At 63.6% G+C, this 25,874-nt stretch carries 28 protein-coding genes; 19 read left to right on the top strand and 9 right to left on the bottom strand.

The window, feature by feature from the left end:
- Nucleotides 1-7 precede the first annotated feature (7 nt).
- A complete protein-coding gene (locus TMPK1_RS07095) occupies nucleotides 8-805 on the bottom strand; it encodes an alpha/beta hydrolase (RefSeq protein WP_420242262.1) in 798 nt (265 codons plus the stop codon).
- A gap of 107 nt (nucleotides 806-912) precedes the next feature.
- Here TMPK1_RS07095 and TMPK1_RS07090 point away from each other — a divergent pair, with 107 nt between their 5' ends.
- Nucleotides 913-1,926: a ligase-associated DNA damage response exonuclease gene (locus tag TMPK1_RS07090; RefSeq protein ID WP_420242261.1), complete on the top strand. Its 1,014-nt coding sequence runs from the start codon at nucleotides 913-915 to the stop codon at nucleotides 1,924-1,926.
- A 2-nt stretch (nucleotides 1,927-1,928) separates the two neighbouring features.
- Here the strand turns inward: TMPK1_RS07090 and TMPK1_RS07085 are convergent, their stop codons facing one another.
- Nucleotides 1,929-2,735, bottom strand: coding sequence for an NAD(P)H-dependent oxidoreductase (locus TMPK1_RS07085; RefSeq protein WP_420242260.1), 807 nt, complete (start codon nucleotides 2,733-2,735; stop codon nucleotides 1,929-1,931).
- A 90-nt stretch (nucleotides 2,736-2,825) separates the two neighbouring features.
- Between TMPK1_RS07085 and TMPK1_RS07080 the strand changes: the two genes are divergently transcribed.
- The 3 genes from TMPK1_RS07080 to TMPK1_RS07070 all read left to right on the top strand — a co-directional run bounded on the left by TMPK1_RS07080 (nucleotide 2,826) and on the right by TMPK1_RS07070 (nucleotide 5,261).
- Entirely contained in the window at nucleotides 2,826-3,206 is a 381-nt protein-coding gene (locus TMPK1_RS07080; protein WP_420242259.1) for a winged helix-turn-helix transcriptional regulator, read from the top strand.
- Nucleotides 3,206-4,807 carry a cisplatin damage response ATP-dependent DNA ligase gene (locus TMPK1_RS07075; RefSeq protein ID WP_420242258.1) on the top strand — a complete coding sequence of 534 codons (1,602 nt, stop codon included), beginning with the start codon at nucleotides 3,206-3,208 and terminating at the stop codon, nucleotides 4,805-4,807. The genes TMPK1_RS07080 and TMPK1_RS07075 overlap by 1 nt, the downstream gene beginning before the upstream one ends.
- Nucleotides 4,808-4,880: 73 nt before the next feature.
- Nucleotides 4,881-5,261 (top strand): response regulator, encoded by a 381-nt coding sequence (locus TMPK1_RS07070; protein ID WP_420242257.1) that lies wholly within the window; start codon nucleotides 4,881-4,883, stop codon nucleotides 5,259-5,261.
- A gap of 7 nt (nucleotides 5,262-5,268) precedes the next feature.
- Here the strand turns inward: TMPK1_RS07070 and TMPK1_RS07065 are convergent, their stop codons facing one another.
- Together TMPK1_RS07065 and TMPK1_RS07060 are read right to left on the bottom strand one after the other, a co-directional pair.
- Complete coding sequence (locus tag TMPK1_RS07065; protein WP_420242256.1) at nucleotides 5,269-5,646, bottom strand: response regulator; 378 nt, start codon at nucleotides 5,644-5,646, stop codon at nucleotides 5,269-5,271.
- Nucleotides 5,647-5,693: 47 nt separating this feature from the next.
- Complete coding sequence (locus TMPK1_RS07060) at nucleotides 5,694-6,623, bottom strand: FkbM family methyltransferase (RefSeq protein WP_420242255.1); 930 nt, start codon at nucleotides 6,621-6,623, stop codon at nucleotides 5,694-5,696.
- Nucleotides 6,624-6,745: 122 nt separating this feature from the next.
- On the opposite strand from TMPK1_RS07060, the gene TMPK1_RS07055 reads away from it, so the two are divergent.
- Complete coding sequence (locus TMPK1_RS07055; RefSeq protein ID WP_420242254.1) at nucleotides 6,746-7,795, top strand: agmatine deiminase family protein; 1,050 nt, start codon at nucleotides 6,746-6,748, stop codon at nucleotides 7,793-7,795.
- Nucleotides 7,796-7,927: 132 nt separating this feature from the next.
- Here the strand turns inward: TMPK1_RS07055 and TMPK1_RS07050 are convergent, their stop codons facing one another.
- Nucleotides 7,928-8,542 carry an ATP-dependent Clp protease proteolytic subunit gene (locus TMPK1_RS07050; protein ID WP_420242253.1) on the bottom strand — a complete coding sequence of 205 codons (615 nt, stop codon included), beginning with the start codon at nucleotides 8,540-8,542 and terminating at the stop codon, nucleotides 7,928-7,930.
- A 168-nt stretch (nucleotides 8,543-8,710) separates the two neighbouring features.
- Between TMPK1_RS07050 and TMPK1_RS07045 the strand changes: the two genes are divergently transcribed.
- Nucleotides 8,711-9,490 (top strand): creatininase family protein, encoded by a 780-nt coding sequence (locus TMPK1_RS07045; protein WP_420242252.1) that lies wholly within the window; start codon nucleotides 8,711-8,713, stop codon nucleotides 9,488-9,490.
- 28 nt (nucleotides 9,491-9,518) lie between these two features.
- Entirely contained in the window at nucleotides 9,519-11,732 is a 2,214-nt protein-coding gene (locus TMPK1_RS07040) for a mechanosensitive ion channel domain-containing protein (RefSeq protein ID WP_420242251.1), read from the top strand.
- On the opposite strand, the gene TMPK1_RS07035 is transcribed toward TMPK1_RS07040, so the two are convergent.
- Nucleotides 11,729-12,238: a regulatory protein RecX gene (locus TMPK1_RS07035; RefSeq protein ID WP_420242250.1), complete on the bottom strand. Its 510-nt coding sequence runs from the start codon at nucleotides 12,236-12,238 to the stop codon at nucleotides 11,729-11,731. The genes TMPK1_RS07040 and TMPK1_RS07035 overlap by 4 nt on opposite strands.
- Nucleotides 12,239-12,281: 43 nt before the next feature.
- Between TMPK1_RS07035 and TMPK1_RS07030 the strand changes: the two genes are divergently transcribed.
- From TMPK1_RS07030 to hslO, 5 genes are all read left to right on the top strand, one after another.
- Nucleotides 12,282-13,100: an ABC transporter permease gene (locus TMPK1_RS07030; RefSeq protein WP_420242249.1), complete on the top strand. Its 819-nt coding sequence runs from the start codon at nucleotides 12,282-12,284 to the stop codon at nucleotides 13,098-13,100.
- Nucleotides 13,101-13,103: 3 nt separating this feature from the next.
- Nucleotides 13,104-13,853, top strand: coding sequence for an ABC transporter permease (locus tag TMPK1_RS07025; protein ID WP_420242248.1), 750 nt, complete (start codon nucleotides 13,104-13,106; stop codon nucleotides 13,851-13,853).
- 68 nt (nucleotides 13,854-13,921) lie between these two features.
- The gene (locus tag TMPK1_RS07020) at nucleotides 13,922-15,112 is read left to right on the top strand and encodes an aspartate aminotransferase family protein (protein ID WP_420242247.1); all 1,191 of its coding nucleotides are present in this window, start codon (nucleotides 13,922-13,924) and stop codon (nucleotides 15,110-15,112) included.
- Nucleotides 15,109-16,005 (top strand): ornithine carbamoyltransferase, encoded by an 897-nt coding sequence (gene argF, locus TMPK1_RS07015; protein ID WP_420242246.1) that lies wholly within the window; start codon nucleotides 15,109-15,111, stop codon nucleotides 16,003-16,005. The genes TMPK1_RS07020 and argF overlap by 4 nt, the downstream gene beginning before the upstream one ends.
- Complete coding sequence (hslO, locus tag TMPK1_RS07010; RefSeq protein ID WP_420242245.1) at nucleotides 16,002-16,943, top strand: Hsp33 family molecular chaperone HslO; 942 nt, start codon at nucleotides 16,002-16,004, stop codon at nucleotides 16,941-16,943. The genes argF and hslO overlap by 4 nt, the downstream gene beginning before the upstream one ends.
- A gap of 9 nt (nucleotides 16,944-16,952) precedes the next feature.
- On the opposite strand, the gene folE is transcribed toward hslO, so the two are convergent.
- Nucleotides 16,953-17,561, bottom strand: coding sequence for a GTP cyclohydrolase I FolE (folE, locus tag TMPK1_RS07005; protein ID WP_420242244.1), 609 nt, complete (start codon nucleotides 17,559-17,561; stop codon nucleotides 16,953-16,955).
- A 144-nt stretch (nucleotides 17,562-17,705) separates the two neighbouring features.
- The gene (apaG, locus tag TMPK1_RS07000; protein ID WP_420242243.1) at nucleotides 17,706-18,128 is read right to left on the bottom strand and encodes a Co2+/Mg2+ efflux protein ApaG; all 423 of its coding nucleotides are present in this window, start codon (nucleotides 18,126-18,128) and stop codon (nucleotides 17,706-17,708) included.
- 51 nt (nucleotides 18,129-18,179) lie between these two features.
- Here apaG and TMPK1_RS06995 point away from each other — a divergent pair, with 51 nt between their 5' ends.
- Together TMPK1_RS06995 and TMPK1_RS06990 are read left to right on the top strand one after the other, a co-directional pair.
- Nucleotides 18,180-18,677, top strand: coding sequence for a GNAT family N-acetyltransferase (locus TMPK1_RS06995; RefSeq protein WP_420242242.1), 498 nt, complete (start codon nucleotides 18,180-18,182; stop codon nucleotides 18,675-18,677).
- 72 nt (nucleotides 18,678-18,749) lie between these two features.
- Entirely contained in the window at nucleotides 18,750-20,705 is a 1,956-nt protein-coding gene (locus tag TMPK1_RS06990) for a methyl-accepting chemotaxis protein (protein ID WP_420242241.1), read from the top strand.
- Between the two features lies 1 nt (nucleotide 20,706).
- Here TMPK1_RS06990 and kynU read toward each other — a convergent pair whose 3' ends face one another.
- Nucleotides 20,707-21,942: a kynureninase gene (gene kynU, locus TMPK1_RS06985; protein ID WP_420242240.1), complete on the bottom strand. Its 1,236-nt coding sequence runs from the start codon at nucleotides 21,940-21,942 to the stop codon at nucleotides 20,707-20,709.
- Nucleotides 21,943-22,133: 191 nt separating this feature from the next.
- On the opposite strand from kynU, the gene TMPK1_RS06980 reads away from it, so the two are divergent.
- The 5 genes from TMPK1_RS06980 to TMPK1_RS06960 are packed head-to-tail and all read left to right on the top strand — an operon-like array spanning nucleotide 22,134 to nucleotide 25,861.
- Nucleotides 22,134-22,967: an alpha/beta fold hydrolase gene (locus TMPK1_RS06980; protein WP_420242239.1), complete on the top strand. Its 834-nt coding sequence runs from the start codon at nucleotides 22,134-22,136 to the stop codon at nucleotides 22,965-22,967.
- Nucleotides 22,964-23,239 carry a hypothetical protein gene (locus TMPK1_RS06975; protein ID WP_420242238.1) on the top strand — a complete coding sequence of 92 codons (276 nt, stop codon included), beginning with the start codon at nucleotides 22,964-22,966 and terminating at the stop codon, nucleotides 23,237-23,239. Before TMPK1_RS06980 ends, TMPK1_RS06975 begins: the two co-directional genes overlap by 4 nt.
- Nucleotides 23,239-24,066, top strand: a complete 828-nt coding sequence (locus tag TMPK1_RS06970; protein ID WP_420242237.1) for a DODA-type extradiol aromatic ring-opening family dioxygenase — start codon at nucleotides 23,239-23,241, stop codon at nucleotides 24,064-24,066. Before TMPK1_RS06975 ends, TMPK1_RS06970 begins: the two co-directional genes overlap by 1 nt.
- On the top strand, nucleotides 24,063-25,361 hold the full coding sequence (locus TMPK1_RS06965; RefSeq protein WP_420242236.1) for an aromatic ring-hydroxylating oxygenase subunit alpha: 1,299 nt from the start codon (nucleotides 24,063-24,065) through the stop codon (nucleotides 25,359-25,361). The genes TMPK1_RS06970 and TMPK1_RS06965 overlap by 4 nt, the downstream gene beginning before the upstream one ends.
- Nucleotides 25,358-25,861: a 3-phenylpropionate/cinnamic acid dioxygenase subunit beta gene (locus tag TMPK1_RS06960; protein WP_420242235.1), complete on the top strand. Its 504-nt coding sequence runs from the start codon at nucleotides 25,358-25,360 to the stop codon at nucleotides 25,859-25,861. The genes TMPK1_RS06965 and TMPK1_RS06960 overlap by 4 nt, the downstream gene beginning before the upstream one ends.
- The last annotated feature ends 13 nt before the right edge of the window (nucleotides 25,862-25,874 follow it).

Raw genomic sequence — 25,874 nt, 5'->3', positions numbered from 1 at the left:
AACCCTATTACGAGCCCGAGCCGACCACCACTTCGCTGCCTTGTTCGGGGGCGGGCGTATTGATCGTGTCGCAACCGCGCGCATCGACTTTGGCGCCGTCGATGAAGCGCGCAAGACACTGGCCATAGCGTTTGGCGAAAACGTCCGTGGCGCCCGCGACATGGCCGGCCAATTCGCGCGGCTGGTCGATCACCAGATGCGGCAAGCGGCGCACGGTCAGGATTTCTTCGGCGCGCACACCGCGCCCGCCCGGGTCGTAGTCGTCGCGGTGAAAGAAGGCGAGCAGTACGCGCGTCTGCCGTAAGGTCTTCAGATGCTTGTACAGCTCGGTGGCGTTCATCTGCCACGTATCATAGCTGTCGTTGAAGCTGCCGAACGCGGCCGGTGAGGTCGCGATCACCGCGTCGACTTGTTTCGCCTGGCTGGCTGCCATCAACGACAGGAAGGCGCCGAACGATTGGCCAGCCAGAACGACGCGTTTATAGCCTTTGTCGCGCAACGCCTGAACGCGGCGCGCCAGATCGGCGGAGCTTGCGGGCAGGGAATCTTCGCGCGTCGGACGATCGAACCGCAACGCGTCCCACCCGTCATGCGCCAGCGAGGCGAGATAGGCCGGCGGCGGCGAGTCCATGTCTTCGTTTTTGAGTGAGCGGCCGTGGCTGTAAATCACCACGCCTTTTGCGGCTTCCGGGCCGATCGGCGGAAGCTCAGGGAAAGCGACGTGCAGCGCCGTTGCCGCGCGCGCAGTTGGTGCGACGCTGAACAGCGAAACGACGATCGCCAAAGCGAAAGCGTAGCAACGCATCCCGACTCGGTCCTGTTTCTTATGATTAGGATCCGATCTCAACTCTTAATGGCTGGTTGTTTGATCTCGTGATGGCGAAGCGCCGCAGCCGCGCTAAGTTGAACATGATGCAAACGCCGCGCGCTGAAAGCTGGGTGAAAGTCCGTCCGGGCGGATTGTGGATTGAGCCCGGCGACTTTTTTATCGATCCGACGCGGCCCGCGTCGCGCGCAGTGATCACGCACGGCCATGCCGATCATGCGCGCCCAAATAACGGGCATGTGCTGGCAACGCCGGCAACGATCGCAATCATGCAGGCACGCTACGGCGATCAGGCGGGCGCGACGTTGCAGTCCTTGCCCTATGGCCAGGATCTCACGATCAACGATGTGAAATTGCGCTTCGTTCCCGCCGGTCACGTGCTGGGCTCGGCGCAGGTGGTGCTCGACTGGCGCGGATCGCGGGTCGTCGTGTCGGGCGATTACAAGCGCAGCTTCGATCCGACTTGCGACGCGTTCGAACCGGTCGAAGCCGACGTGTTCATCACCGAAGCGACGTTCGGCCTGCCGATCTTCCGCCACCCCGACCCGCAAGATGAGATCGCGAAGCTGCTCCATTCGGTGTCGCTCTATCCCGAACGGTCGCACGTGGTCGGCGCATATTCGCTTGGCAAATGCCAACGCGTCATCGCGCTGCTGCGTCGCGCCGGCTGGGATCAGCCAATCTGGCTGCACGGCGCGCTGCAGCCTCTGTGCGAATTGTACGAACGGCTCGGCATTCCGCTGGGCGATCTGCGTCCCGCAACGACGGCGAAGAAGAACGACATGGCGGGCCAGATGGTGCTCGCGCCGCCATCCGAGATCAGCGAGCGCTGGTCACGCCGTTTGCCCGATCCAGTCACCTGCGTCGCGTCGGGATGGATGCAGGTGCGCCAACGCGCCAAGCAGCGCGGCGTCGAGCTGCCGCTGGTGATCTCGGATCACGCCGATTGGGATGAGCTTTGCCGCACCTTGCACGAAGTCGTGCGCGGCGAAGTCTGGGTCACGCATGGGCGCGAAGATGCGCTGCTGCGCATGGCTGAGCTGGAGGGGATGAAAGCGCGCGCGTTGCGCCTCGTCGGCTTTGAGGACGACGAGGCGTAGCTTCACACGCTGGATTCAGCCGGATCCCCCGGCTGAATCAGATGAATGCGCGTGCCGCCTTCACCGACACCCAAGCCCGCTTTCAGCACCTGTTGTCCGTTGTAGTGGCCGGCGTTCTGTTTGCGGAACGGGATCGGCGCGTCGTCGAACAGGCGTTCGATCCGTTGCCGGTAGGCAGCAGCAACAGCGGGCCATTCTTCTTCGCGTAGCCGGTCCGTCTGATAGATCGCGAAGGGTGGCAGCACATCCATGCCGGGATAGAACAGAATGCCGTGCTGGATCGGCCACAGCAGATCGTCGAGCCGGCCGTTCACGCCGCGTGCGCTGTAATGCGGTTCGCGTCCGCCGATCGTGACGGTGAGCATCGCGCGCCGTCCGCGCAGCGTCCCTTCGCCGTAGCGGTCGCCCCAACGTTCGCCGCCATGTTCGCCAACCCCATAGGCAAAGCCATAGGCGAAGACGCGTTCGACCCAACCTTTCAGAATTGCGGGCATGCCAAACCACCACATCGGGAACGTAAGGAGCACCGCGTCGGCCCACAGCAGCTTTTGCTGTTCGACTGTGATGTCCGGCGTTTGCGTTCCCGACGCGAAGGCGTGTTTCGATTCCGCCGCGTAGTGCAGCCGGTCGGGATTCACCGGTGCGGTGAAGTCGTTGCGATCTGCGACCGCGTCCCAGCCCATCGCGTACAAATCCGATACGTCAACCGTATGGCCTTGCGCGGTGAGTGTTTCGACGGCGAGGTTTTTTAGCGCGGCGGTCAGCGACTTCGCTTCGGGATGCGCATGCACGATCAGAACATTGCTCATAGGACGATCAGCTCCGGCATTGGACTTGCCGCGACCTAAGCCGCGCCCTACGTGTCCGCCAGTACGTACATTTTTGTCGGGTAGTGTCAGATGGGTACTGTCCCCGTGCCGCAAGGCGCCCCGCCCAACTGGGCGGCATGTCCGGTCGAGATCACGCTCGACGTCATCGGCGGACGCTGGAAAGGCGTGATCCTGTATCACCTCATGAATCGCACGCTGCGATTCAACGCGCTGCGACGCGCGTTGCCGAATATCACGCAGCGCATGTTGACGTTGCAGCTGCGCGAGTTGGAACGTGACGGGCTGGTGCGCCGTACCGTCTATGCCGAGGTTCCGCCGAAAGTCGAATACGACCTGACGGAACACGGGCGCAGCCTGACGCCGTTGCTGCACGCGATGCACGACTGGGGCATGCAGTGGGTTGCGACGCGCGGCGTCGAGCCCGGCAGCGAAGGAAGCGCAGCAGCCTGATGCGGCGCTTCGCCGAGCTTCTCGAACGGCTCAACTTCACGCCGTCGCGCAACGGCAAGATCCGGTTGCTGGTCGATTACTTCGATCACGAGCCGGATCCCGATCGCGGCTGGGCGCTGGCTGCGATCACCTCGACGCTCAGCTTGCCGACCTTGAAAGCAGCCGCGGTGCGCGACCTCGTGCTCAGCCGCGTCGATTCCGAATTGTTCGCCTGGAGCTACGACTATGTCGGCGATCTCGCCGAGACCGTGTCGTTGATCTGGCCCAAGCAACATGGCGTGAACGTGCCTGCGCCGACGCCGACTGAAGTCGTCGACGCGGTGTCGCGTGCGTCGCGGGCCGACGCGCCGAAGCTTCTCGAAACCTGGCTCGATGCCTGTACCGCCTCGGAACGGTTCGCGCTGATCAAATTGCTCACCGGCGCGCTGCGTGTGGGCGTATCGGCGCGGCTGGTCAAAACCGCACTCGCCGAACGCGCTAAGATCGACGTCGCCGAAATCGAAGAAGTCTGGCACGGGCTGGAGCCGCCTTATCGCGAGCTGTTCGATTGGCTGGAAGGAACCGGCCCACGTCCCGACCCGGATCATCGCGCCGCGTTCCGGCCGTTGATGCTGGCCAATCCGCTGGAAGAAAACGATCTGCGCAATCTCGCGCCGCAGGATTTTCGCGCCGAATGGAAATGGGACGGCATACGCGTGCAGCTTGCGGCGCGCGGCGGCAGCGAACGGATCTTTTCGCGCTCGGGCGACGACGTGACCCGCGTCTTTCCCGAAATCACCGAGGAGATGACGCGGTTTGATGCGGTGCTGGATGGCGAGATGCTGGTCGCACGGCGCGACGGTGATGGTGCACTTGTCGTGGCACCGTTCAACGACTTGCAGCAACGGCTGAACCGCAAGGCCGTCACCGCCAAGATGGTCCAGCAATATCCGGCCTTCGTGCGGCTCTACGATATTCTCGCCGACGGCACGGAAGATCTGCGCGGCTTACCGTTCGACCAACGCCGCGCGCGGCTCGAACAATGGTTCGCGCGCATGAAGCCAGTGCATATGGACGTGTCGCCGCTGGTGCCGTTCGAAACCTGGGACGAGCTGGAGGCGAAACGCGCTGCCGCGCGCGACGCCGGCATCGAAGGTTTGATGCTGAAACGCGCCGACAGTCTGTATGTCGCTGGAAGGCCCAAAGGCCCGTGGTGGAAATGGAAGCGTAATCCGCTGACGCTCGATGTCGTGCTGATGTATGCGCAGCGCGGTCATGGCAAACGGTCGAGCTTCTATTCCGACTATACGTTCGGCGTCTGGCGTCCGGCTGACGACGGTTCTTTGGAGCTGGTGCCGGTGGGAAAAGCCTATTCCGGCTATACCGACGAAGAATTGCTCCAGATCGATCGCTGGATTCGTGCCCACACAACGGACCGGTTCGGTCCGGTGCGGCAGGTCGAACCCGGTCTGGTGTTGGAAGTCGAGTTCGATTCCATCCATCGTTCGACGCGACACCGGTCAGGAGTTGCGATGCGTTTTCCGCGCATTGCGCGCTTGCGTTGGGACAAACCTGCAGCAGAAGCCGATACGATCGAGACGGTCACCAAACTGGTGACCTGAACAACGCGCGACCGGGCGACTTACTCATTCCGTCTTCGCTGGCCAGGTGAGACGGTTTCTGTACAATGCAGTGATGGTTGAACTGGCACACACCCCGAAAATCCTCTTCGTCGAAGACGACACGGTCGTCCGCGATGTCGTGGGGGAGCTGCTGGTGCTGCTCGGTTACGAAGTCGTGATCGCGTCGAGCGGTGAAGAAGCGCTCGACTGCCTGTCGCGCGATCGTTCGATCAACGTGCTGTTCACCGATATCCGCATGCCGGGCATGGACGGCTTCACCTTGGCCGATTTTGCCACGATCCTGCGCCCCGATCTGGCGGTGCTGTTCGCGACCGGGTTCGCCGAGGAATTGGCGGGCGCGCATCGCATGCTCGGCACCAAGGTGCTGCAAAAACCCTATCGCCAGACGCAGCTTCGTCCCGCAATCGACGAAGCGCTGGCGCGCGCCGCTTAAAACCACCTTACGCGAGTAGTTCGTTTCTGGGTTCGAGTGCCGCGAAGATCGCGGCGCGTACTGCTTGTGGTTCGTACGGTTTGGCGATCGCAAACACGGCCGTGTCGAGCAGATCCGATCGCACCGCATCGGTCAGATGACCGCTGACGATCAGCGACGGCAAGCCGTATTGGCCCAATAGCTCGCGCGCCAGATCGGCGCCGTTCGTGCCGGGCCCCAGCTTCAAATCGATGATCGCAAGGTCGAACGGATACTCCGCCGCCGCATTGCGGGCGCTGCTGACGGTCGGCGCCGCAACGGTCACGCAGCCCGCTTCCTGCGCGATGCTGCACAGGTCGAGCGAGATCAACGGGTCGTCTTCAACCACAAGCACGAGCATCGTCATGGCAGGGGAACGAGGCCTATCGCAGCCCGTTCCATCTGATTACGGCTTTATTCGAGCGCTGCTTTGCCCTGCGCGGCAGCGAGGTCGTGCTCCAATTCGCCGAACAGCGTGTCGCGCGCGCGGATGTGGCTGATTGTGATCGGCGCCATGTCGGCGTCGCGCGCATCGAAGGATGCGACGATCAAACCGTCGCCCGACGCGGATTCTGCCACCGAATGTTCGGCCAGAATGCGTCCGCCAAGCTGTTCGATCCGGCGCACGCAACGTTGATGCGTCAGCGGATCCCCCGAGATCTTCCAGTGATGCGTCGACACAATCAGAAACCGCAACTTGCCGGCGCTGATCAGACGCTGCGCGCCTTCCAGCATCGCAGTCTCGGCGCCTTGAATGTCGACATGTAACAAGTCGACGCGGCGCAAGCGCAGTTCGTCGACGATCATGTCAACCGAACGAACCGGGACTCGCACCATGGTCTGATCGCGTTCGCGCAGAAATTCCACGTCGTCGCCCTGCTGCGCGCCGATCGCATAGGGCAGGAACGTCGCGTCGTAGCCGTTGCGCGCAAAATTGCGCTTGCCGACCGCCATACGTTCTTCGTCGGGCTCGACGCAGACATTGATCGAACCGGGCAGGGCGCGACGAAACCACAGCGAGTAATAGGCCCAGTAGGATCCAAGCTCGATCATGGTTGAGCCGGACTCCAACCGTTCCAGCACGCGCGCGAACGCCAATTCTTCCTGCGGCTCGTGATGACCGCCAAGACGGCGGATGATCTCTTCCATCCAGTCGCCGAAATAGCCGCCGGCTTCGACGAGGACGCCGTTATGCATGATCTGCACGCGTTCGCCGTCGCGTTCGACGACGCGCCCGGCATCGGCGACTTTGGGAATCGAATCGGAGTCGGTGCAGGCAATTGTCTGCGCGATGCGACGGGCTTCGGGCAGCGCGGGGTCGATGGGCGAGGTACGGTCGATCACGGAAACGTTCCTGCCCGTTCAGCCAGCGCGGCGCAACCGACCCAACGCCTCACGCGCCTGCGCGCTGGGGCAATTTCGCCCGTCTTGCGTCCGACCGCACCGCTCGTCCACTCTCCGCCGCGATGGCTGACCGACCTATCAGGGGCACTCCTTCCGCCGAAGGCTTCGTCCAGCCGCCCGAATGGACACGGCACGCACGTACCTGGATGGCGTGGCCCGCCCGCGCCGCGACCTGGGTCGGCGGCGGCGGCATCGACGCAGCCCGCACCGCGCATGCCGATCTAGCCCGCACGATTTCGCGCTTCGAACCGGTTCGCATGGTGTGCGCGCCGGGCGACGTCGCAGAGGCGTCGTTGGCATGCGGACCCGGCATCGAAATCGTGCCGGTGCCGATGTCGGACGGTTGGATGCGCGATATCGGCCCGATCTTCGTGCGCAACGAACGTAGCGCTGAAGTCGCGGGCGTTGATTTCCAGTTCAACGGCTGGGGTGAAATCCATCACGACTGGATGCTGGATGCCGACGTTGCGGAAGCGGTGCTGGCGAACGCCAAGATGCGCCGTTTCGAAGCCGACTTCGTGCTCGAAGGCGGTGCGATCTGCGTCGACGGAAGCGGCACGGCGCTGGTGACCGAAGAATGTCTGCTCGATCCGCGCCGCAACGAGATGGTCGACAAGATCCGCCTCGAACGCTGGCTGCGTGAAAATCTCGGCATCGAGAAAACCGTCTGGCTCGGACGCGGTTACGACCAGGACGAAACCAAGGGACATGTCGACGAGATCGCGGCCTTCGCGCGGCCCGGCGTCGTGCTGTTGCACACGACCACCGACGTGTCGGATCGCAATTACGAAATCGGTGCCGACAATCTCGACCGGCTGCACGCGGTGCGCGACGCGCAAGGCCGCGTCTTCGACATTATCGAACTGCCGCAGCCGGATCGGGTCGACGAGAACGGACGGCGCTTGACGCTGTCCTATGTAAACTTCGTTTTCGTCAATGGCGGCCTGCTGATTCCGGCCTTCGAAGATCCCGCCGACAAAGACGCGCTCAAGATCTTCAAGCGCGTTTTCCCCGATCGCGAAATCGTGCCGGTGCCGGCGCTCGACTTCGTGCGCGGCGGCGGCGGTCTGCACTGCGTGACGTTGCAAGAGCCGGCTCCAAGAGGAGCGTAGCGACACGAGGAGCCGCCCCCGCGCAGGCGGGGGCCCAGGAGCAACAAAAAGGGCGGCGCTCGAAATTCGAACGCCGCCCTTTCTTTTAGACCTGGGTCCCCGCCTGCGCGGGGACGGCTTCGCGCTTCGCGCTCAGCCGATTTCCGTCTCGTTGTTCACGATCTTGCCGACCAGGCCGTAGGTCTTGGCTTCTTCGGCGCTCATCCAATAGTTGCGGTCGCTGTCGCGCGCGACTTTCTCAACCGGCTGACCGGTTTCTTTCGCAAACGTCTCGTTGAGACGCTGGCGCATGCGGATGATCTCTTTCGCTTCGATCGCGATGTCGCTCGCCTTGCCCATCGTGCCGCCCGACGGCTGATGCAGCATGAAGCGGGTGTTCGGCAGCGCGTAGCGGTTTTCTTTCTTCGCCGCGACATAGATCAGCGCGCCGGCCGAAGCGACCCAGCCCGTACCGATCACATGCACCGGCGCTTTGATGAAGCGGATCACGTCAAAGATCGTGTCGGCGGCTTCGACATGGCCGCCCGGCGACTGCACGAACAGACGGATCGGTTCGTCGCTCTTGCCGGCCAGCGCGATCAACTGCGCCGTCACCTGGCGCGAGACCTTGTCGTCGATCTCGCCGAACAGCAGCACGGTCCGGGCGCGGAAAAGATTCGCGTCGATCAGATTCGGCGGATTGGCGTCGGCCTTCGGCTTTTCGTTCTCATCTTCTTCGACGTCGTTCCGGAAGGGGACGCGGCTCATTGGACAGGACTCCACGGGCATAGGTAGGGTCGGGACCCTAGTGGTCAAAATCGATCGCGATGGATTGGCCATCGAGATGGATTTTGACCACAGCGAAACGATTGCTAGTGGGACCCGACCGAAGTCGGTCCGGTCCCACTAGCCCGCACCCCCGGAGATTTCAAGCTCGTGCCCTTCCGCGACTGGAGCAACCTCGCCACCACCGACTTCGCCGAGGGCCGGCTTTCCAACGCCGTAGCCCTGCTGCCCCTGGCCGCGACCGAGCAGCACGGGCCGCATTTGCCGTTGGGGACCGACGCAATTATTGGCGACGGCGTCGTCGCTGCGGCGGCGGGCCTGCTCAAAAGCGACCCGGTCCAGGTGCTGCGGCTGCCGACCCAGCCGATCGGCCTGTCGCCCGAACATGCGGCCTTTCCAGGCACCCTGACCCTGGAGCCGGCGACCGTGCTGGCGGCCTGGACCGATATCGCGACCAGCGTGCGCGCCGCCGGAATCGAACGGCTGGTGCTGTTCAATACGCATGGCGGGCAAGAAGGGCTGTTGCCGTCGCTGGCCGCGACGTTGCGCAGCCGGCTGGGCATGATCGCTGTCTATTGCAGCCGCGGCGGCTTCGGCCGGCCTGCTGGCCTGATCCCGGATGAAGAAGCGGCAATCGGCCTGCACGCCGGTCTGGTTGAGACCTCGCTGATGCTCGCGCTGGCGCCCGACCTGGTGCGCCGCGATCAGGCGCAGAATTTCACCAGCCGCGGCAGCGATCTGGCGGGACGTGCATTTACGACGCACGGCCGCAGCGGTTGGGGCTGGGCGGCGCAGGATCTGAACCCCGCGGGCGCGATGGGAAATGCAGCCGGCGCAACCGAAGCAATCGGACAAGCGTTGCTTGCTCATGCCGCCGACGGTCTGGCACGTCTTCTGCGCGACGTTGCCGGCTTCAAGCCTTACGGCTGATCACACTCCACCACGTTTGGCTTCTGTGATGCGATTGCTCGCCCAACTGTTGCTTGTTCTGCTGTTTGCGTTGCCGGTCGCAGCGCAGGCGCAAGTCACGTTGCCGTCATCGACGACGACAAAAGACGCGCCCAAGCCGGATCCGGCCAAGCTGCGCGAACTGAAATCGACGCTCGAAGATCCGGCGGCGCGACAAAAACTGATCGACCAGATCGATCTGTTGGCGCAGGCGAGCGACAAGCAAGGCGACAACGACGACCAACCCGATCTGTTGGAGAATGCGGGCGAGCGCGTGCTGCGCTTTGTCTCCGTGCATATCGCCAATGCCAGCGCGGCGCTGGTCGAAGCCGCTGCGGCAGTCAGCCGCTTGCCGCAAGCCGAACGTTGGTTCGAACGGCAGATGGCCGATCCCGACGTGCGCGAACGCTGGTCGCTGTTGTTCGCGGCGCTGGCGGCGATCGTGTTGTTCGGCGCCGTCGCGTCGATCGTCGTGCGTCGCGCACTGACGCGGCCGCTGCGCGCGCTGGAACGGCGCGGCGTCGACAAGCCGTTCGGCACGCGCCTGTCGTTGGGGCTGGCACGGTTTCTGTTGGAACTTGGTCCCGTCGTCGTGTTCGGCCTCGTCGGTTACGCAGTTGCGTCGGCGATTGCACCGCCCGATACGGTGCGGCTTGCGGCACTGACCATTGTCAATGCCAGCCTTCTGTTGTTCAGCCTGCTGGCGCTGGTGCGTTTGGTGCTGCAACCGGCAGCGCCCGGTTTGCGCCTGGTGCGGCTCGACGATGAGACGTCGAACTATCTGTATATCTGGCTGCGCCGGCTGTTCGCGATCGCAGTCTATGGTTGGTTCTTCATTGCTGCTGCGCGCTTGCTTGGTCTGTGGCGCTCGCTTGCCGAGACCGCGCTGAAATTTGTCGGGCTGACCTTGGCGGTGTTGCTGGTCGTGGTGATTTTGCAGAACCGTCGTTCGATGGCGGCGTGGCTGCGCGGTTCGACCGATCCCGAACAGACCAGCGCCTTCTGGTCGGTACGCCGGCGTTTCGCCGAAGTCTGGCATTTGCTCGCGATCGCCTATGTCGCGATCGTCTGGTTCATCTACGCGGTCAATCTGACCGGCGGTTTTGCCTTTGTCGCCAAAGCCAGCCTGCTGACCCTGGTCGTTGCGGTCGTTGCGCGCCTGGTTACAGCTGGCATCGATCGCGCCTTCGAACATGGGTTTGCGGTGTCGGCCGATCTGCGCGCGCAATTTCCCGGTCTGGAAGCGCGCGCCAATCGCTACATTCCGCTGCTGCGCCGGCTGATCGTTCTCGCACTTTGGTTCATTGCCGCGCTGACCATTCTGCGCGCCTGGGGCCTGGATAGCTGGCACTGGTTTGAGACCGACTCCGGTCGTGCGCTGCTCGGAAAGCTGGGCGCGATCCTGTTCATTCTGGCGTTGTCGATCGCAGCCTGGGAATTCGTCGCAAGCGGCATCGAGCGCTATCTCACCGGCGGCGGCAACGGCGTCGTCATTCGCAGCGCCCGCACGCGCACCTTGTTGCCGCTGCTGCGCAACGTGTTTTTGATTTTCCTGCTGGTGATCACCTCGACCGTCATTCTGGGCGAGCTTGGCATCAACACCGCGCCGCTGCTGGCTGGCGCCGGCGTCATCGGTCTCGCCATCGGCTTCGGCGCGCAGACCTTGGTCAAAGACGTGATCAACGGCGCCTTCATTCTGTTCGACAACACGATCGCGGTCGGTGACGTGGTCGATCTCGACAAAGGCCGGTCGGGTCTGGTCGAAGCGATGTCGATCCGCGCGCTGAAACTGCGCGACGGAACCGGCGCTGTGTACACGGTGCCGTTCGGCGACGTGACCTCGGTCAAGAATATGGCGCGCGATTTCTCGTTCTACGTGTTCGACATCGCAGTCGCCTACGACCAGGACCCGGACGCGGTCATCGACGCGTTGCGCGATCTGGCCGCCGAAATCCAGACCGAGCCGGCCTATGCCGGCGACGTGATCGATCCGCTCGAAGTGATCGGTGTCAACGCGTTTACCGACAAGGCGGTGATGGTGCAGGCGCGGCTCAAGACGCGGCCCAACAAGCAATGGGGCGTCGGGCGCGAATTGAATCGCCGCATGAAAAAGAAATTCGAAGAGCTGGGGATCACCAGCCCGTATGTCACGCGCGACATCAAAGTGACGTTGGACGAAGAAACCCGCGCCGCGTTGCGCGCGCGTGCGACCGACAAGGGCTAGTCGATCTCGCCGTCGACGACGCTGCGCGCGATTTCATAGGCAAAGCCGGCGCGTCCCAGCGCAGCGAGATCCTTGTCGCGCAACTCGCTGCGCTTGGCCGTGCGATACGGGCCCAGCCGGCGTCGTTTGGCAAAAGCGCGTGCGGCGGTGACGTCGTCGCCTTCATGTTCGTCGAGCGCTTTTTTGGTGATCTCATTCGCGACGCCTTTCATGGCCAGACGCTGCGCGATGGCGCGCGTCGAGCGGCCGCGGCGGCGTTCGCTGGCGACCTTGGCCTCGGCATAGCGCTTGTCGTCGATCAGGCCTGAAGCTTGATACCGCTCCAGCAGCCGGTCGATCAGCGGGGCGAACTGGCCTGCATCGTCCCCCCAATGTGCCGCACTTCGCTGCACCTTCCGCTGCAGAACCCGGCGCAGATTGGCGGCCGAGCTCGCGAATCTCTCGAGATAGTGCAGTGCTGCCGCTTCCAGGTAGGCCTGGGTTATCTTCTTCGGAATTCGTGCCATCGACTGGACTATAGCGGTTCCGCTGCTAGGTTCCTCGGCGATCATGCAGCAACAGCAACAACGCGACTCCACGACGCCGCTCCCGCGCGAGATGGGGGCGATCAACTGGATTGGCTTCGCGACGCTCTTCTCCAAAGAAGTGCGCCGATTCGCCAAAGTCTACATGCAGACCGTGGCCGCGCCGGTGGTCACGACCTTGCTGTTCTTCGCCGTCTTCGCGCTGGCCTTGGGCGGTGCGGGCCGCAGCGTCGGCGACGTGCCGTTTCTGGAATTCCTGGCGCCCGGCCTGATCATCATGACGATGGCGCAGAACGCGTTTCAGAACACGTCCTCGTCGATCATGATCGCCAAGAACCAGGGCACGATCGTCGACGTGTTGATGCCGCCGATGACGTCGGGCGAGTTGGCGGTCGGCTATGTCGCAGCCGCCGTGCTGCGCGGGTTGGTCGTCGGTCTGGTCACCATCGCCGTCGTTGCGCTCTTTGTGCGCATTCACCTGGCGCATCCGCTGCTGATCGCGCTCTACGGTTTGCTCGGCACGATGATGCTGGGCCTGCTCGGCATTGCCGGCGCGATCTGGGCCGAGAAATTCGATCACATCGCCGCGGTCACCAATTTCATCGTGACGCCGCTGACGTTTTTGTCGGGCACCTTCTATCCGATCGAACGCCTGCCCGAGAATTGGCGCTTCGTGGCGCATCTGAATCCGTTCTTCTATATGATCGACGGCTTCCGCCATGGCTTCATCGGCGGCAATGACAGCTTCATCGGCACCGGCATTGCGGTGCTGGTCGCAGTGAACGCCGGTCTGTGGCTGCTGGTGCTGCGCATGTTGTCGACCGGCTACAAGCTGAAGAGCTGATCCGTGCTTTCGCTGTGGAGTTTGTATCTGCGCGAAGTGCGCCGCTTTTTGCGCGGCTGGGCCTTCATGGCTGCACCGGCGCTGATCAACGCGCTGATGTATGCGGGCGTGTTCGCGTTGGGCGGTGCTGAACGCGACGATGACGGGCAAGTCTTCGCCTGGATGCTGGCGGGGCAGGCGGCGTTCTGGTGCGGCATGAATGCGGTGGTCGGTCCGACCATCCAGCTCGTCATCGACAAGATGCACCGCACGATCCAGGACGTGGTGCAGGCGCCGATCGATCCGCATCAATGGCTGATCGCCTATGTCGGCGCCGGCACGACGGCCGGCCTGATGTCGGGCCTGCCGGTGGCGCTGTTCGCGGTGATCGTCACCGGATTTCCCGGCAACGCGCCGTTGTCTGCGCTGGCGCTGATGGTGCTGACCGGCCTCGCCTTCGCGCCACTTGGGTTGCTGGTCGGGCTGTGGGCCGAGAAATGGGACCATGTCGGCGGCGCCTTCGGCCTGATCCTGACGCCGATCGCCTTCTTTTCGGGCCTGGTCGTGCCCGTGGCGGCGATGCCCGAACCGCTGCGTTCCTTGGCGTTCGGCAGCCCGTTCGCCTGGTCGGTCGAAACCACGCGCGCCGCCCTGGTCGGGGGATCGGCGTCGCTGCCGGTGTGGAATGCGGTGCTCGGCTTGGCGGCGATGAGCCTGGTTTTGAGCTTATTTGCCTGGCGCCTTCTGGTTTCCGGATACCGGCTTCGCGCCTAAACGGGGTTACGCAACGCGGTAAGGCGCTGTAGACAAGGCCTCTTTTTCTGGGCCTTGGAGATTTTGTCGTGTTCCCACCAGTGATGCCCGTCTACGCACGGGCCGACGTGCGCTTCGAGCGCGGTGAAGGCGTCTGGCTGTGGGACGATCAGGGCCGACGTTATCTCGACTTCGTCGCCGGCATCGGCGTGACCGCCTTTGGCCATGCCCATCCGCGCCTCGTCGCATCGCTGACCGAGCAGGCCAAGAAGCTGTGGCACGTCTCGAACCTCTACACGGTTCCGGGACAGGAACGGCTTGGCAAAAAGCTGGTCGACAATTCGTTCGCCGACACGGTGTTCTTCACCAACTCGGGCGTCGAAGCGTGGGAATGCGGCGTCAAAACCGTGCGCAAGCACTTCCATGCGAAGGGCCAGCCGCAGAAGAACCGCATCATCGTGATTCAGGGCGCGTTCCACGGACGTACCTTGGGTGCCATTTCGGCCGCCAAGAGCGAGAAGATGGTGACGGGCTTCGGTCCGTTGCTGGATGGCTTCGATCAAGTTGCCTTTGGCAACTTGAATGAAATGCGCGCAGCGATCACCGCCGAGACCGCGGCGATCAATCTCGAACCGGTGATCGGCGAAGGCGGCATCAAGCCGTGGTCGGTCGAATTGCTGCAGCAAGTGCGCAAGATCTGCGACGAGTTCGGCTTGCTGCTGTTTCTCGACGAGATTCAGTGCGGTCTCGGCCGTACCGGTAAATTGTGGGCGTACGAATATGCCGACATCAAACCGGACGTGATGTGCGTCGCCAAAGCGATCGGCAACGGCTTCCCGTTGGGTGCGTGTCTTGCAACCGCCGATGCAGCCAGCGGCATGGTCGCGGGCGTGCACGGATCGACCTATGGCGGCAATCCGCTGGCGATGGCGGTCGGTGAAACCGCGATCGACATGCTGGTCGAGCCCGGCTTCCTCGGCCACGTGCAGAAGATCGGCGCTGCGCTCGACCGTGCGGCGCAGGCGCTGGTCGAACGTCACCCGACCGTGTTCGTCGAACAGCGCGGCATCGGTTTGATGCGCGGCATCAAATGCGCACCGTCGATCGTCGCGGCTGATTTCGTCAAAGCCTTGCTGGCCGACGGGCTGTGCACGGTTGGTGGCGGCGAGAATGTCGTGCGCCTGCTGCCGCCGCTGATTATCGAAGACGAACATATCAAACACGCGATGGAGATCTTCGATCGCGTTGCCACCAAGTTTGCAGCGAAGTCAGCCGCATGACCCGTCACTTCCTCGACATCGACCAGGTTTCGCCCGCGACCTTGCGCGGCGTTCTGGATCGTGCCCATGCGTTGAAGCGCGACGATCATTCGGTGCGCGGCACCTTGGCCAACAAAGCCGTGGCCCTGATCTTCGAAAAGCCGTCGACCCGTACCCGCGTCTCGTTCGAACGCGGCGTCGTGCAGATGGGCGGCCAGCCGATCATCCTCGACACGTCGGCGATGGCGATCGGCCACGGTGAATCGCTGGCCGACACGGCGCGCGTTCTGTCGCGCTATGTCGACGCCATCGTGCTGCGCACCTCGCGCCACGCCAAATTGTTGGAGCTGGCAGAGAACGCCACGGTCCCGGTCATCAATGCGCTGACCGAGTTGTCGCATCCGTGCCAGATCATGGCCGACATCCAGACCTTCGAAGAACGGCGCGGTCCGATCACGGGTAAAAAAGTTGCCTGGATCGGTGACTGCAACAATGTCGCGAAAAGCTGGATCCATGCCGCACCGGCGCTGGGCTTTCAGCTGGTCTTCGCGACGCCGGACGAATTGTGGTGCGGTTCGAACGCGCCGGGCGTCAGCAATGTACGCGATCCGGCGGTTGCGGCGGCCGATGCCGATGCGGTCATCACCGACGTGTTCGTGTCGATGAACGACAGCGACGGCGAACGTCGTCGTGCTGCGCTCAAAGGCTATCAGGTCGACGACGCGTTGATGGCGCGCGCCAACAAGGACGCGATCTTCCTCCATTGCCTGCCGGCACGCCGCGGCGAAGAAGTGGCTGCGTCGGTGATCGACGGGCCGCAATCGGCGGTGTGGGACGAAGCCGAAAACCGGCTGCACGCACAGAAGGCCATCCTGGCCTGGTGCATGGGCGACCAAGGAGCCGCACGCGCGTGATCGGTGCGGCGGCTCCTGTCGAGGGCGCCGCGCCCGAGACCGACATCGTGCAGGCGTTCCAGTTGGAACGCGACGCGGTACGCGGACGGATGGTGCGTCTGGGGCCGTTGCTCGACGACGTGTTGGCGCGTCACGCCTATCCGCCGGTGATCGAACAGCTGTTGGCCGAAGTGCTGACCGCGACTGTGCTGCTGGCCAGCCTGCTCAAATATGACGGCGTGTTCACCTTGCAAGTGAAGGGCGACGGACCGGTTTCGGTCGTCGTCGCCGACGTCACCACCGACGGTGTCGTGCGCGGCTATGCCGGGTTCGATCGCGATCGTCTTCCTACCGGCGCCAACGCAACGCCGCGCGAATTGATCGGACAGGGCTATCTCGCCTTCACCGTCGATCAGGGCGAAGACACCGAACGCTATCAGGGCATCGTCGAGCTGGAAGGCGCCGAAGTTGCCGATTGGATGCTGCATTACTTCGCGCAATCCGAGCAGCTCGGCACGCATCTGAAAGTCGCAGCGCGGCGTGCGCGCGACGGTGCATGGCGCGGCGGCGGCTTGTTGTTGCAGCGCCTGCCCGAAGACGATCCGCTGCGCAAACAAAGCGCCGCAGTCGAACTCGAAGATGCCTGGGTGCGCGCCAAGCTGTTGCTCGACACGACAGCGGAAGTCGAATTGATCGACCGCTCGCTGGCGCCCAACGATCTGCTGTTTCGCCTCTTCCACGAAGAAGCGGTGCGCGTCTGGCCGCCGACCTTGGTGACGCGCGGCTGTCGCTGCTCGTCCGATCGCGTCGTGCGTGTGCTGAAGACTTTGTCGCCCGACGAATTGGGCGAGCTGCGGGACGAAACCGGTGCGGTGACCGCGACCTGCGAATTCTGCTCGACCGTCTATCGTTTCGACGAAGAAGAGCAGCAGCGGTTGAAAGTCACCGCCGAGGACTGACCCGAACGGTCAGCCTTTTCCGATCATCGCCAGGAATTCGCTGCGCGTAACCGGGTTGTCGCGGAAGACGCCGGTCATCTGGCTCGTCACCATCGCAACGCCTGGCTTATGCACGCCGCGCGTAGTCATGCATTGATGTTCGCCTTCGACGACGACGGCGACGCCGCGCGGTTCCAGCACGTCGTTGATCGCGGTCGCGATCTGCGCCGTCATCTTTTCCTGGATCTGCAAGCGCTTCGAATAAATCTCGATGACGCGCGCCAGCTTGGAGATGCCGACGACGCGGTTCTTCGGCAGATAAGCGACGTGACACGTGCCGATGATCGGCACCATGTGATGTTCGCAATAGCTCTCGAAGCGGATGCCGCGAAGGATGACCATGTCGTCATAGCCTTCGACTTCTTCGAACGTCCGTTGCAGCACGTCGTACGGATCGGCACCGTAGCCGGCGAAGAACTCTTCGTAGCTGCGTACGACGCGTTCGGGCGTTGCTTTCAGCCCTTCGCGATCGGGATCGTCGCCGGCCCACAGCAGCAGCGTCCGCACTGCTTTCTCGGCTTCGGCGCGATCAGGACGCGCAATCGCATTGACGGGCGTGAGCTTCGGCTTGGATGACATCGCGGTACGAAAGTCCTGATTTTGGGTTCTTGGCCCCGCACCGATCTACGCCGGTGATCTGCTCTTTCAAGAAGAACGGGGCTGTTTCCAGATTGGATGTGCCGGGCCTGAACGAAGGCCGGTTTGATTCTATTCCCACTTGGCTTAGTTCGGCCGCGCAACCTGCTGCGGACTGTCGAGCGAGAAGGGCGGCACTTCGACGTCGAAATGCTCGCCTGCGTCGGTGTGCATGCCGTAGCTGCCCTGCATCAGACCGGTCGGGGTCGAAAGCGGCACGCCGCTGACATACTCGAAGCTTTGGCCCGGTTTCAGCACCGGCTCTTCACCGACAACGCCCGGACCGCGCACTTCCTGTACGCGGCCATTGCCGTCGGTGATGACCCAATGGCGCGTGCGCAGCTGCACGGTTTCGGGGCCGCGATTTTCGATGCGGATGCGATAGGCCCAGACGAAGTGATCTTCGTCGGGCGCCGACTGATCGGGGCGATAGGACGGACGAACGGCGACGCGGATCGATCGCGTCTCGGCCTGATACGGCAGTTCGTCGTCGGCGATTTCGAGGCCCATAGCCTCGGCACTCTAGTCCAGCGGACGTTGAACTGCTACGCGTCGCGCCCCGTGGAGATCGCACCAGAACATCCCGAAGACGGTCCGGCGATCGAGCATCTTCTTGATCTCGCCTTCGGTCCCGATCGCGCGGGCAAGACCGTCTATAAGCTGCGCGAGGGGATCCCCCCGGTGGCCGAACTCGGCTTCGTCATCCATGACCCGGCCAAGCCCGAGATCGACGGGTCCTTACGCTTCTGGCCGATCGTGATCGGCGAGGAGCGCGTGCCGGCTTTGCTGCTGGGCCCGATCGCGGTGGCTCCTGAAGACCGGGGCAAGGGCTACGCCAAGGCGCTGATCTGGCACGGGCTGGGTGTGGCCCGCGCGCTGGGGCACCGGATCGTGCTGCTGGTCGGCGACGCACCTTATTATGAGCAATTCGGCTTTGCCCGCGCCTTGGCGACCAACCTGACCCTGCCGGGCTGGGTCGACGAGGCACGGTTTCTGGGCCTCGAACTGGTTCCGGGCGCGCTTTCGGGCGTGCGGGGCATGGTCGGCCGCGCCGCCTAGTCGTGCTTAATTCATAGGCCGTTAAACGCGACCCCGTAGCACTCGCGCAAGCAAGCTTGGGGAGGCCGTCACGTGCTGCGTTCGATTTCCACGCGTCTCATCGTTGCCATTGCGCTGGTCGCCGCACTTGGATGTGCCGCGATTTCGCTCTTGGCTTGGCAACAGCAGCGCCAGCAGGCCGACGCCGCGCTCGATCGCGAACTCGCGCTGCAATGGCAGGGCGTGCTGGCCGCGCTCGAATATGAAGCGCGCACCGCAACTGCGATCTCGACCGCGCTCAGCTCGTTCCCCGCCGTGCGCGAAGCGATGGCAAAAGACGATCGCGACGCGCTGGTCGCTTTCCTCACGCCCGCACTGACTGCGGTCAAGCCGCTCGGCGCCGGCTACATGACCTTCTTCAAGAACGGCACGATTGCCTTCTCGCGCATTCACGATCCCAAAGCGATCGGTGACGACGTCAAAGGACGCCGTCGCAACATTCCGCTGGCGTTCGAAAAGAAGACCCCCATCAGCGGCGTCGAGCCGGGCCGCGACAATCTTTCGGTGTTCGGCACCGTGCCGTTCCCGCTCGCCGACAACGGCACCGGCGTGATCGATACCGGCATTCCGTTCGGCGGTCCGTTCGTCGAGCGCTTGAAGAAACAATTCAACGTCGACGCTGCGATCCATCGCATCACCGCCGACAAGATCGAAACTCTGGCCAATAGCGGCAAGGCGACTGCGACGCTCGACGACGTCAAGCGCGCGCTGGCGGGCGAAACGATCGCGCGCGAAGTCGACATTGGCGGCAAGGCGACGGCGCTGCGTATCGGCACCATCCGCAACGGCGCCAACGAACCGGTCGGCGTGCTGGAACTTGCGATCGACGCCAGCAAGCTGCGTGCAGCCGCGGCGCAGGCTGCGTTGCAGCTTGGCCTGTCGGCAATTGCGGTGCTGGTTGCAGCCGCAGGCGTGGCGTGGTGGATCGGCCGCAGCCTGTCGCGTCCGATCGGCGCCTTGACCGACACGATGAACGAACTCGCTGCCGGCAATACGCGCATCGACGTGCGCGGTCGCGAACGCAATGACGAACTCGGCAAGATGGCGCGTTCGGTCGAAGTGTTCCGCAGCGCGATGCAGGATGCCGAGACGCTGCGCGCCGAAGAAGGCGCGCGCAAAGAAGAAGCCGAAGCGCAGAAGCGTCGCGCGCTTGGCGAGATGGCCGACAAGTTCGAATCCGAAGTCACCGGCGCGGTCGGCGCGGTCGACGCAGCCGCCCGGTCGATGCGCGACAGCGCAGGCGCCATTCACAGCGCGACCGGCGACGCGTCGCAGCGTACGACGGCTGCGGCCGCCGCAACCGAAGAAGCCTCGGTCAGCGTGCAGACGGTCGCGGCCGCGGCCGAACAGCTGGCTGCATCGATTGCTGAAATTGGCCGCCAGGTCGAACAATCGGCGACGGTTGCGACCGAAGCGGTCGGTACGGCGAAAACCACGCGCAACACGGTCGACACACTCGACCAGGCCGCCAAACGCATCGGCGACGTGGTCAAGCTGATCGGCGACGTTGCCAGCCAGACCAACCTGCTGGCGCTGAACGCGACCATCGAAGCGGCGCGTGCGGGTGAAGCGGGCAAGGGGTTTGCGGTGGTCGCCAGCGAAGTCAAAACGCTGGCCGGACAGACCGCGAAAGCGACCGACGAAATCTCGGAACAGATTGGCGCCATCCAGGCCGCGACGCAGGAATGCGTGACCTCGATCGCCAGCGTCGCCAGCACGATCGAAAAGCTGCACCAGATCTCGGCGACGATTGCAGCCGCGGTCGAAGAGCAGGGGGCTGCAACCCGCGAGATCGCCCGCAACGTGCAGGAAGCGGCACAAGGCACCAGCGAAGTCGCGTCGAACGTCGCTGCGGCCGATCGTGCCGCGGTGGAATCGACCCGCGTCGCCAACGACGTGCTGTCGGCCTCGGATCTGCTCGACGCGCAGGCGACGACGCTGCGCCGTCAGGTCGGCTCGTTCCTCGAGGCGCTGCGTAAGTCGGCGTAAATCAGGTCACGGCGGCGCGCGTTCGGAAACGCGCGTCGTCGTAACTTTTCGTCGCGACGATTTCGAGCAGCGCTTCGGCTGCATCCCACGCATCGACATAGCGCAAAAACGTCGGCGCAAAGCCGAAGCGCAGCGCGTCGGGGGCGCGGAAGTCGCCGACAATGTCGCGCGCGATCAGCGCCTGTACGATCGCATAGCCGTCTTCATGTGCGAACGACACGTGGCCGCCGCGCTGCGCCGGGTCGCGCGGGCTCAACAGGCGCAGCGAACCGTCGCCGGCTTCCAGCACGCGTTCGAGAAAAATCTGGCCCAGCCTGCGCGCCTTGTCCTGCAACTGGCGCGGCTTGACCTGTTCGAGCACGCTCAACCCCGCATGCAGCGCGCGCATGCCCAGCACTTGCGGCGTACCGCACAGAAACCGGTCGATGCCGGGCGCGGCTGCGTAGTCGTCGGTGAAGTCGAACGGCGACGCATGGCCCATCCAGCCTGACAGCGGCGACGCGATCTTTGCCTGGTGCCGTTCGGCGACGAACAGAAAGGCAGGCGCACCAGGGCCGCCATTCAAATATTTGTAGCCGCAGCCGATTGCGAAATCGGCGTTGCAGCCGTTGAGATCGACGTCGAGCACGCCGGCCGAATGCGACAGGTCCCACAAAACCAGCGCGCCACGCTTCTGCGCGGCGGCGGTCAGGCGCGCCATGTCGTGCACCTGGCCGCTTTTGTAATGCGTATGTGTCAGCACCAGCAGCGCAAGCTGATCGTCCATCGCTGCTTCAAGCTTGGCTGGTTCGACCGTGCGCAATTCGGCGCCGGGTGTGAAACCGGTGAGGCCTTGCAGAATATAGAGATCGGTCGGGAAGTTGCCCGGCTCGCTCAGAATGACGCGGCGGCCGGTTTGCAGGCGCAACGCAGCCGCGCCGAGCTTGAACAAATTGACCGATGTGGAATCGGCGGCGACGACTTCGTGCGGCTTGGCGCCGATCAGCCGCGCGATCTGGGCGCCGATCTGTTGCGGCAGCTCGATCCAGCCATGTTTGGTCCAACTGCGGATGAGGTCGTTGCCCCATTCGATTTCGACCGCGTGCTGCAGCGCCTCGCGCGTCACGCGCGGCAGCGGCCCCAGCGAGTTTCCATCAAGATAGATGCCTGTGGGCAGGTCGAATGCCTCCCGCAGCGTGCCGAGCTGGTCGGTGCGGTCGAGCGCCAATGCTTCGGCGCGGGTGGTGATGGTGCTCATGGGGCCGCGACCTTGCGCGACGAATCCGGTGGCGGGAAGGGGATCCGGCGGGCAAGGCGCCCAATAGGCCGCTTCGGAAACCCAAGCCCGGGCCGCTAAACGACCCTCCAACATACGGTACCGTATTGACCTGAAGTCGGGCCGGGCCCTATACGACATACTCTACCGTATGTTCCTGGTGTATCGGCGCAATGATCCAGAACCTCGCAATCGGCCGCACGATCGACGCGGCCGGCCATCGCACGAATTATCATGATGTCGGCAACGGGAAGCCGTTGCTGATGCTGCACGGGTCGGGGCCGGGCGTGTCGGCGTGGTCGAACTGGGCCGCCTTCTGGCCACGCTTCACCAGCGACTATCGCGTGATTGCGCCCGACATTGCCGGCTTCGGCTTTACCGAAATGCATGAGGGTACGGTCTACGACATTAAGCTGTGGGTGCGGCATCTGCTGGCCATCATGGATGCGCTCGAAATTGAACGCGCGCCGATGCTGGGAAATTCATTTGGCGGCGCGCTGGCGCTTGCGACAGCGCTGCACGCGCCCGAACGCGTTGAGCGGTTGATCCTGCTCGGCACCCCGTGCGGCGAGTTCACGATGAGCGAAGGGTTGCGCGCGGGCTGGCTGTACGAGCCGTCGGTCGAAAACATGACGGAGCTGATGCGCCTGTTCCCCTACGATCCGTCGATCGTCACGCCCGAGCTCGTTCAGTCGCGCTACGAAACCAGCGCCCGGCCTGGTGCGCAGGAAGCGTTTCGCAAACTGGTTCCCAAACCCAGCGAAGACGGATCGCCGACGCCGGTGCGTGGTCTGCCGGTCAAGGCGCTGGCGACGTTGCCGCATCGCGCGCTGATCGTGCATGGGCGCGAAGATCGAGTCGTGCCGGTCGACCTAGCGATTCAGTCGCATCGCGCGCTGCTGAATTCCGACCTGCATCTGTTCGGTAAATGCGGCCACTGGGTGCAAGTCGAACGTGGCGATGCGTTGGCGACTCTGATGCACGACTTTCTGGCTGGCCCCGCGTGAGCCTGCATGGCGTCGAAAAGGCGCTGTATGACCTAGGCGTCGACCGCGCCAGCAAAACCGCGTTCCGTGAAGATCCCGACACCTTCCTGCAACGCTACCGCCTCGCGCCCGACGAGCACGCGATGGTCGCTTCGTTCGACGTCGCATCGCTGATCGCGCTTGGCGTCAACCCGATGCTGACGATGGGATATTGGATCCAGGTCGCGCCCGACCGCTCGATGCGCAGCTACATGGCGCGTCTGCGCGCACCATCCGAAAAGGGGCCCGCGTAATGGCGCAAATCGTTGCAGCCTATGTAATGCCGCATGATCCGATCATGTTCACGCACCCCGAGGCACCCGCGGAAGATGTGCGTGCACGAGTCGCTGCTGCCTACGGCGAAATCGCGCGGCGGATCGGCGCGCTGGGCGCAACTGCGGCGATTGTCGTGGGCACCGACCATTACATTCTGTTCGGCCCCCAATGCCTGCCGCAGATGCTGATCGGCGTTGGCGACGTCGAAGGCCCGATCGAAAAACTGCCGGGCTTGCCGCGCGGTCCGATCGAAAATCACGAGCCGATGGCCGAGGCGATTCTTGCCGGCGGATTTGCCGACGGATTCGACTGGACCGTGTCGCGCGCGCTGACCGTCGATCATTCGATTTCGATCCCGTATCAGTTGGCCATCCAGCCGAATAGCGGCGTGCGCACGGTGCCGATCTATCTTGCCTGCGGCGTGCGTCCGATGATCGACAAGGCACGCGCCTTCGCATTGGGCGCTTCGATCGGGCGTGCGATTGCGGCGATGCACAGCGACGACCGGGTCGTGATCATCGGCAGCGGCGGCATCAGCCACTGGGTCGGAACGGCGGAGATGGGCACCATCAACCCGCGCTTTGACGGGATGGTACTCGACTGCGTCGAACGCAATGACGCTGCATCGTTGATTGGTCTGTCGGATGCTTTGATCGAACGCGAGGCGGGCAATGGCGCGCTCGAGATCCGCACCTTTCTGTGCGCCATGGGTGCGGTCGGCCGCGCCAAAGGCGAGGTGATTGCCTACGAACCCGTACCCGAGTGGGTGACCGGGCTCGGCTTCGCCGAATTGCGTGCCGTATGACGATGTCTTCCTTTGCTGACTATGCCGCGCTGGTGGATGCCGATGCCGGCGTCATCGACCGCCGGATCTTCTGGGACCGCGCCGTCTACGAAGCTGAGCTGGAACAGATTTTCGCGCGCTGCTGGCTGTTTGTCGCGCACGAATCGCAGATCCCAAAGCCGGGCGATTTCATCACGACGTATATGGGTGAAGACCACGTCATTGTGGCGCGCCAACGCGACAACAGCATCGCGTGCTTTCTGAATTCCTGTCCCCATCGCGGCAATCGCGTGTGCCATGCCGATGCGGGGCAGGCGCGCGGTTTCATCTGCAACTATCACGGCTGGTCGTTCGGGCTCGATGGCTCGTTGCGCGGTATGCACGAACAAGCCGCGTACGACGCGACTTCGTGTTTCGACCGTAGCCGCAACGGGTTGAAGCCTGTGGCGCAGCTCGACACGTACAAAGGTCTGGTCTTCGCGACCTTCGATGCCAATGCGCCAAGCCTGCGCGACTATCTCGGCGTGTTTACCTGGTACCTCGACGCGGTGCTCGACAGCGACGAAGGCGGCACCGAATTTCTGCCCGGATCAGTCAAGTCGGTGCTCCGTTGCAATTGGAAATTTCCGGCCGAAAATTTCGTCGGCGATATCCTGCACGCCGGGTGGACACATGACAGCGGCGCCCGCGCGATGCTGGGCGGTAGTGTCGATCTCGGCGATCGCAACGAATCCTTCCATGTTTCGGTCAACGGCCATGGTTGGGAAACCAACCTTGACGTCGTCGGCAACGCCGCAACGCTCGGCGACCGACGGATCTTGCGCTACATCCGCGAACGGCAAGCCGCGATGACCGAGCGGCTGGGCGACGTGCGCGCGCGCATGTACGGCGCGATTTCGTCCGCCACCGTCTTTCCGAATTTCTCGTTCCTGCCAGGGCAAAGCACGTTTCGCACCTGGCAGCCGAAAGGCCCGGGCGAGACCGAGCTGCATACTTGGGTGCTCGTCAATCGCTCGATGCCCGATGAGATCAAAGAAGCCTATCGGCGCGGCGTGATGATGACGTTCTCGCCGACCGGTGTGTTCGAAATGGATGATGGCGAGAACTGGGAGTTCTGCACCCGCAGCAATGCGGGTGTCGTCACACGGCGCCAGCAACTCAACTACCAGCTCGGCCTCGGTGCCGCGGCCCAGCAGAGTGACTTGCCCGGGACTGTGCATCGAAACTCGATCAACGACGCAAACCAGCGTGCCTTCTACCAACGTTGGGCCGACCTGATCGCGGCGTCCGACTGGGCATCGGTGCCGCAGCGATGAGTTCGGTGTTGCGCGAAGAAGTTGAGTCGTTTCTCTACGAAGAAGCATGGTTGCTCGACGGCGAGCGGTTTCGCGATTGGCTCGGCTTGATGACGCAGGATGTGCGCTATTGGATGCCGGCGCTCGAGAATCGCCACCGCGCCGACGCCGCGGTCGCGTTGCAGCCGGATCGCATGGCCTTCTTCGACGACGATTACAAAGATCTCGAGCGCCGGGTGCTGCGGTTCGAACAGACGACTGCCTGGTCGGAAAGTCCCGCAACGCGGCACGTGCATTCGATCTCGAACATCCAGCTTGTCGCCGCACCCACCGATAGCGAGGTCGGGGTACGGTCCGTGTTCGCCAATTATCGCAACCGCGGCGAGCGTGACGAAGACCTGCTGATGGGGCGGCGTGAAGATCGCCTGCGTCGTGTCGACGGTACGCTACGCATCGCCGAACGAAAGATCTTTCTGGCGCAGAATGTACTGCTGTCAAAAAACCTGAACACCTTCCTGTGAGTGCGGAGATCGC

The sequence above is a fragment of the Roseiterribacter gracilis genome, assembly GCA_018332375.1.
Taxonomy (GTDB): domain Bacteria; phylum Pseudomonadota; class Alphaproteobacteria; order BOG-932; family Roseiterribacteraceae; genus Roseiterribacter; species Roseiterribacter gracilis.
This window is presented reverse-complemented; position numbering and strand designations above follow the sequence as displayed.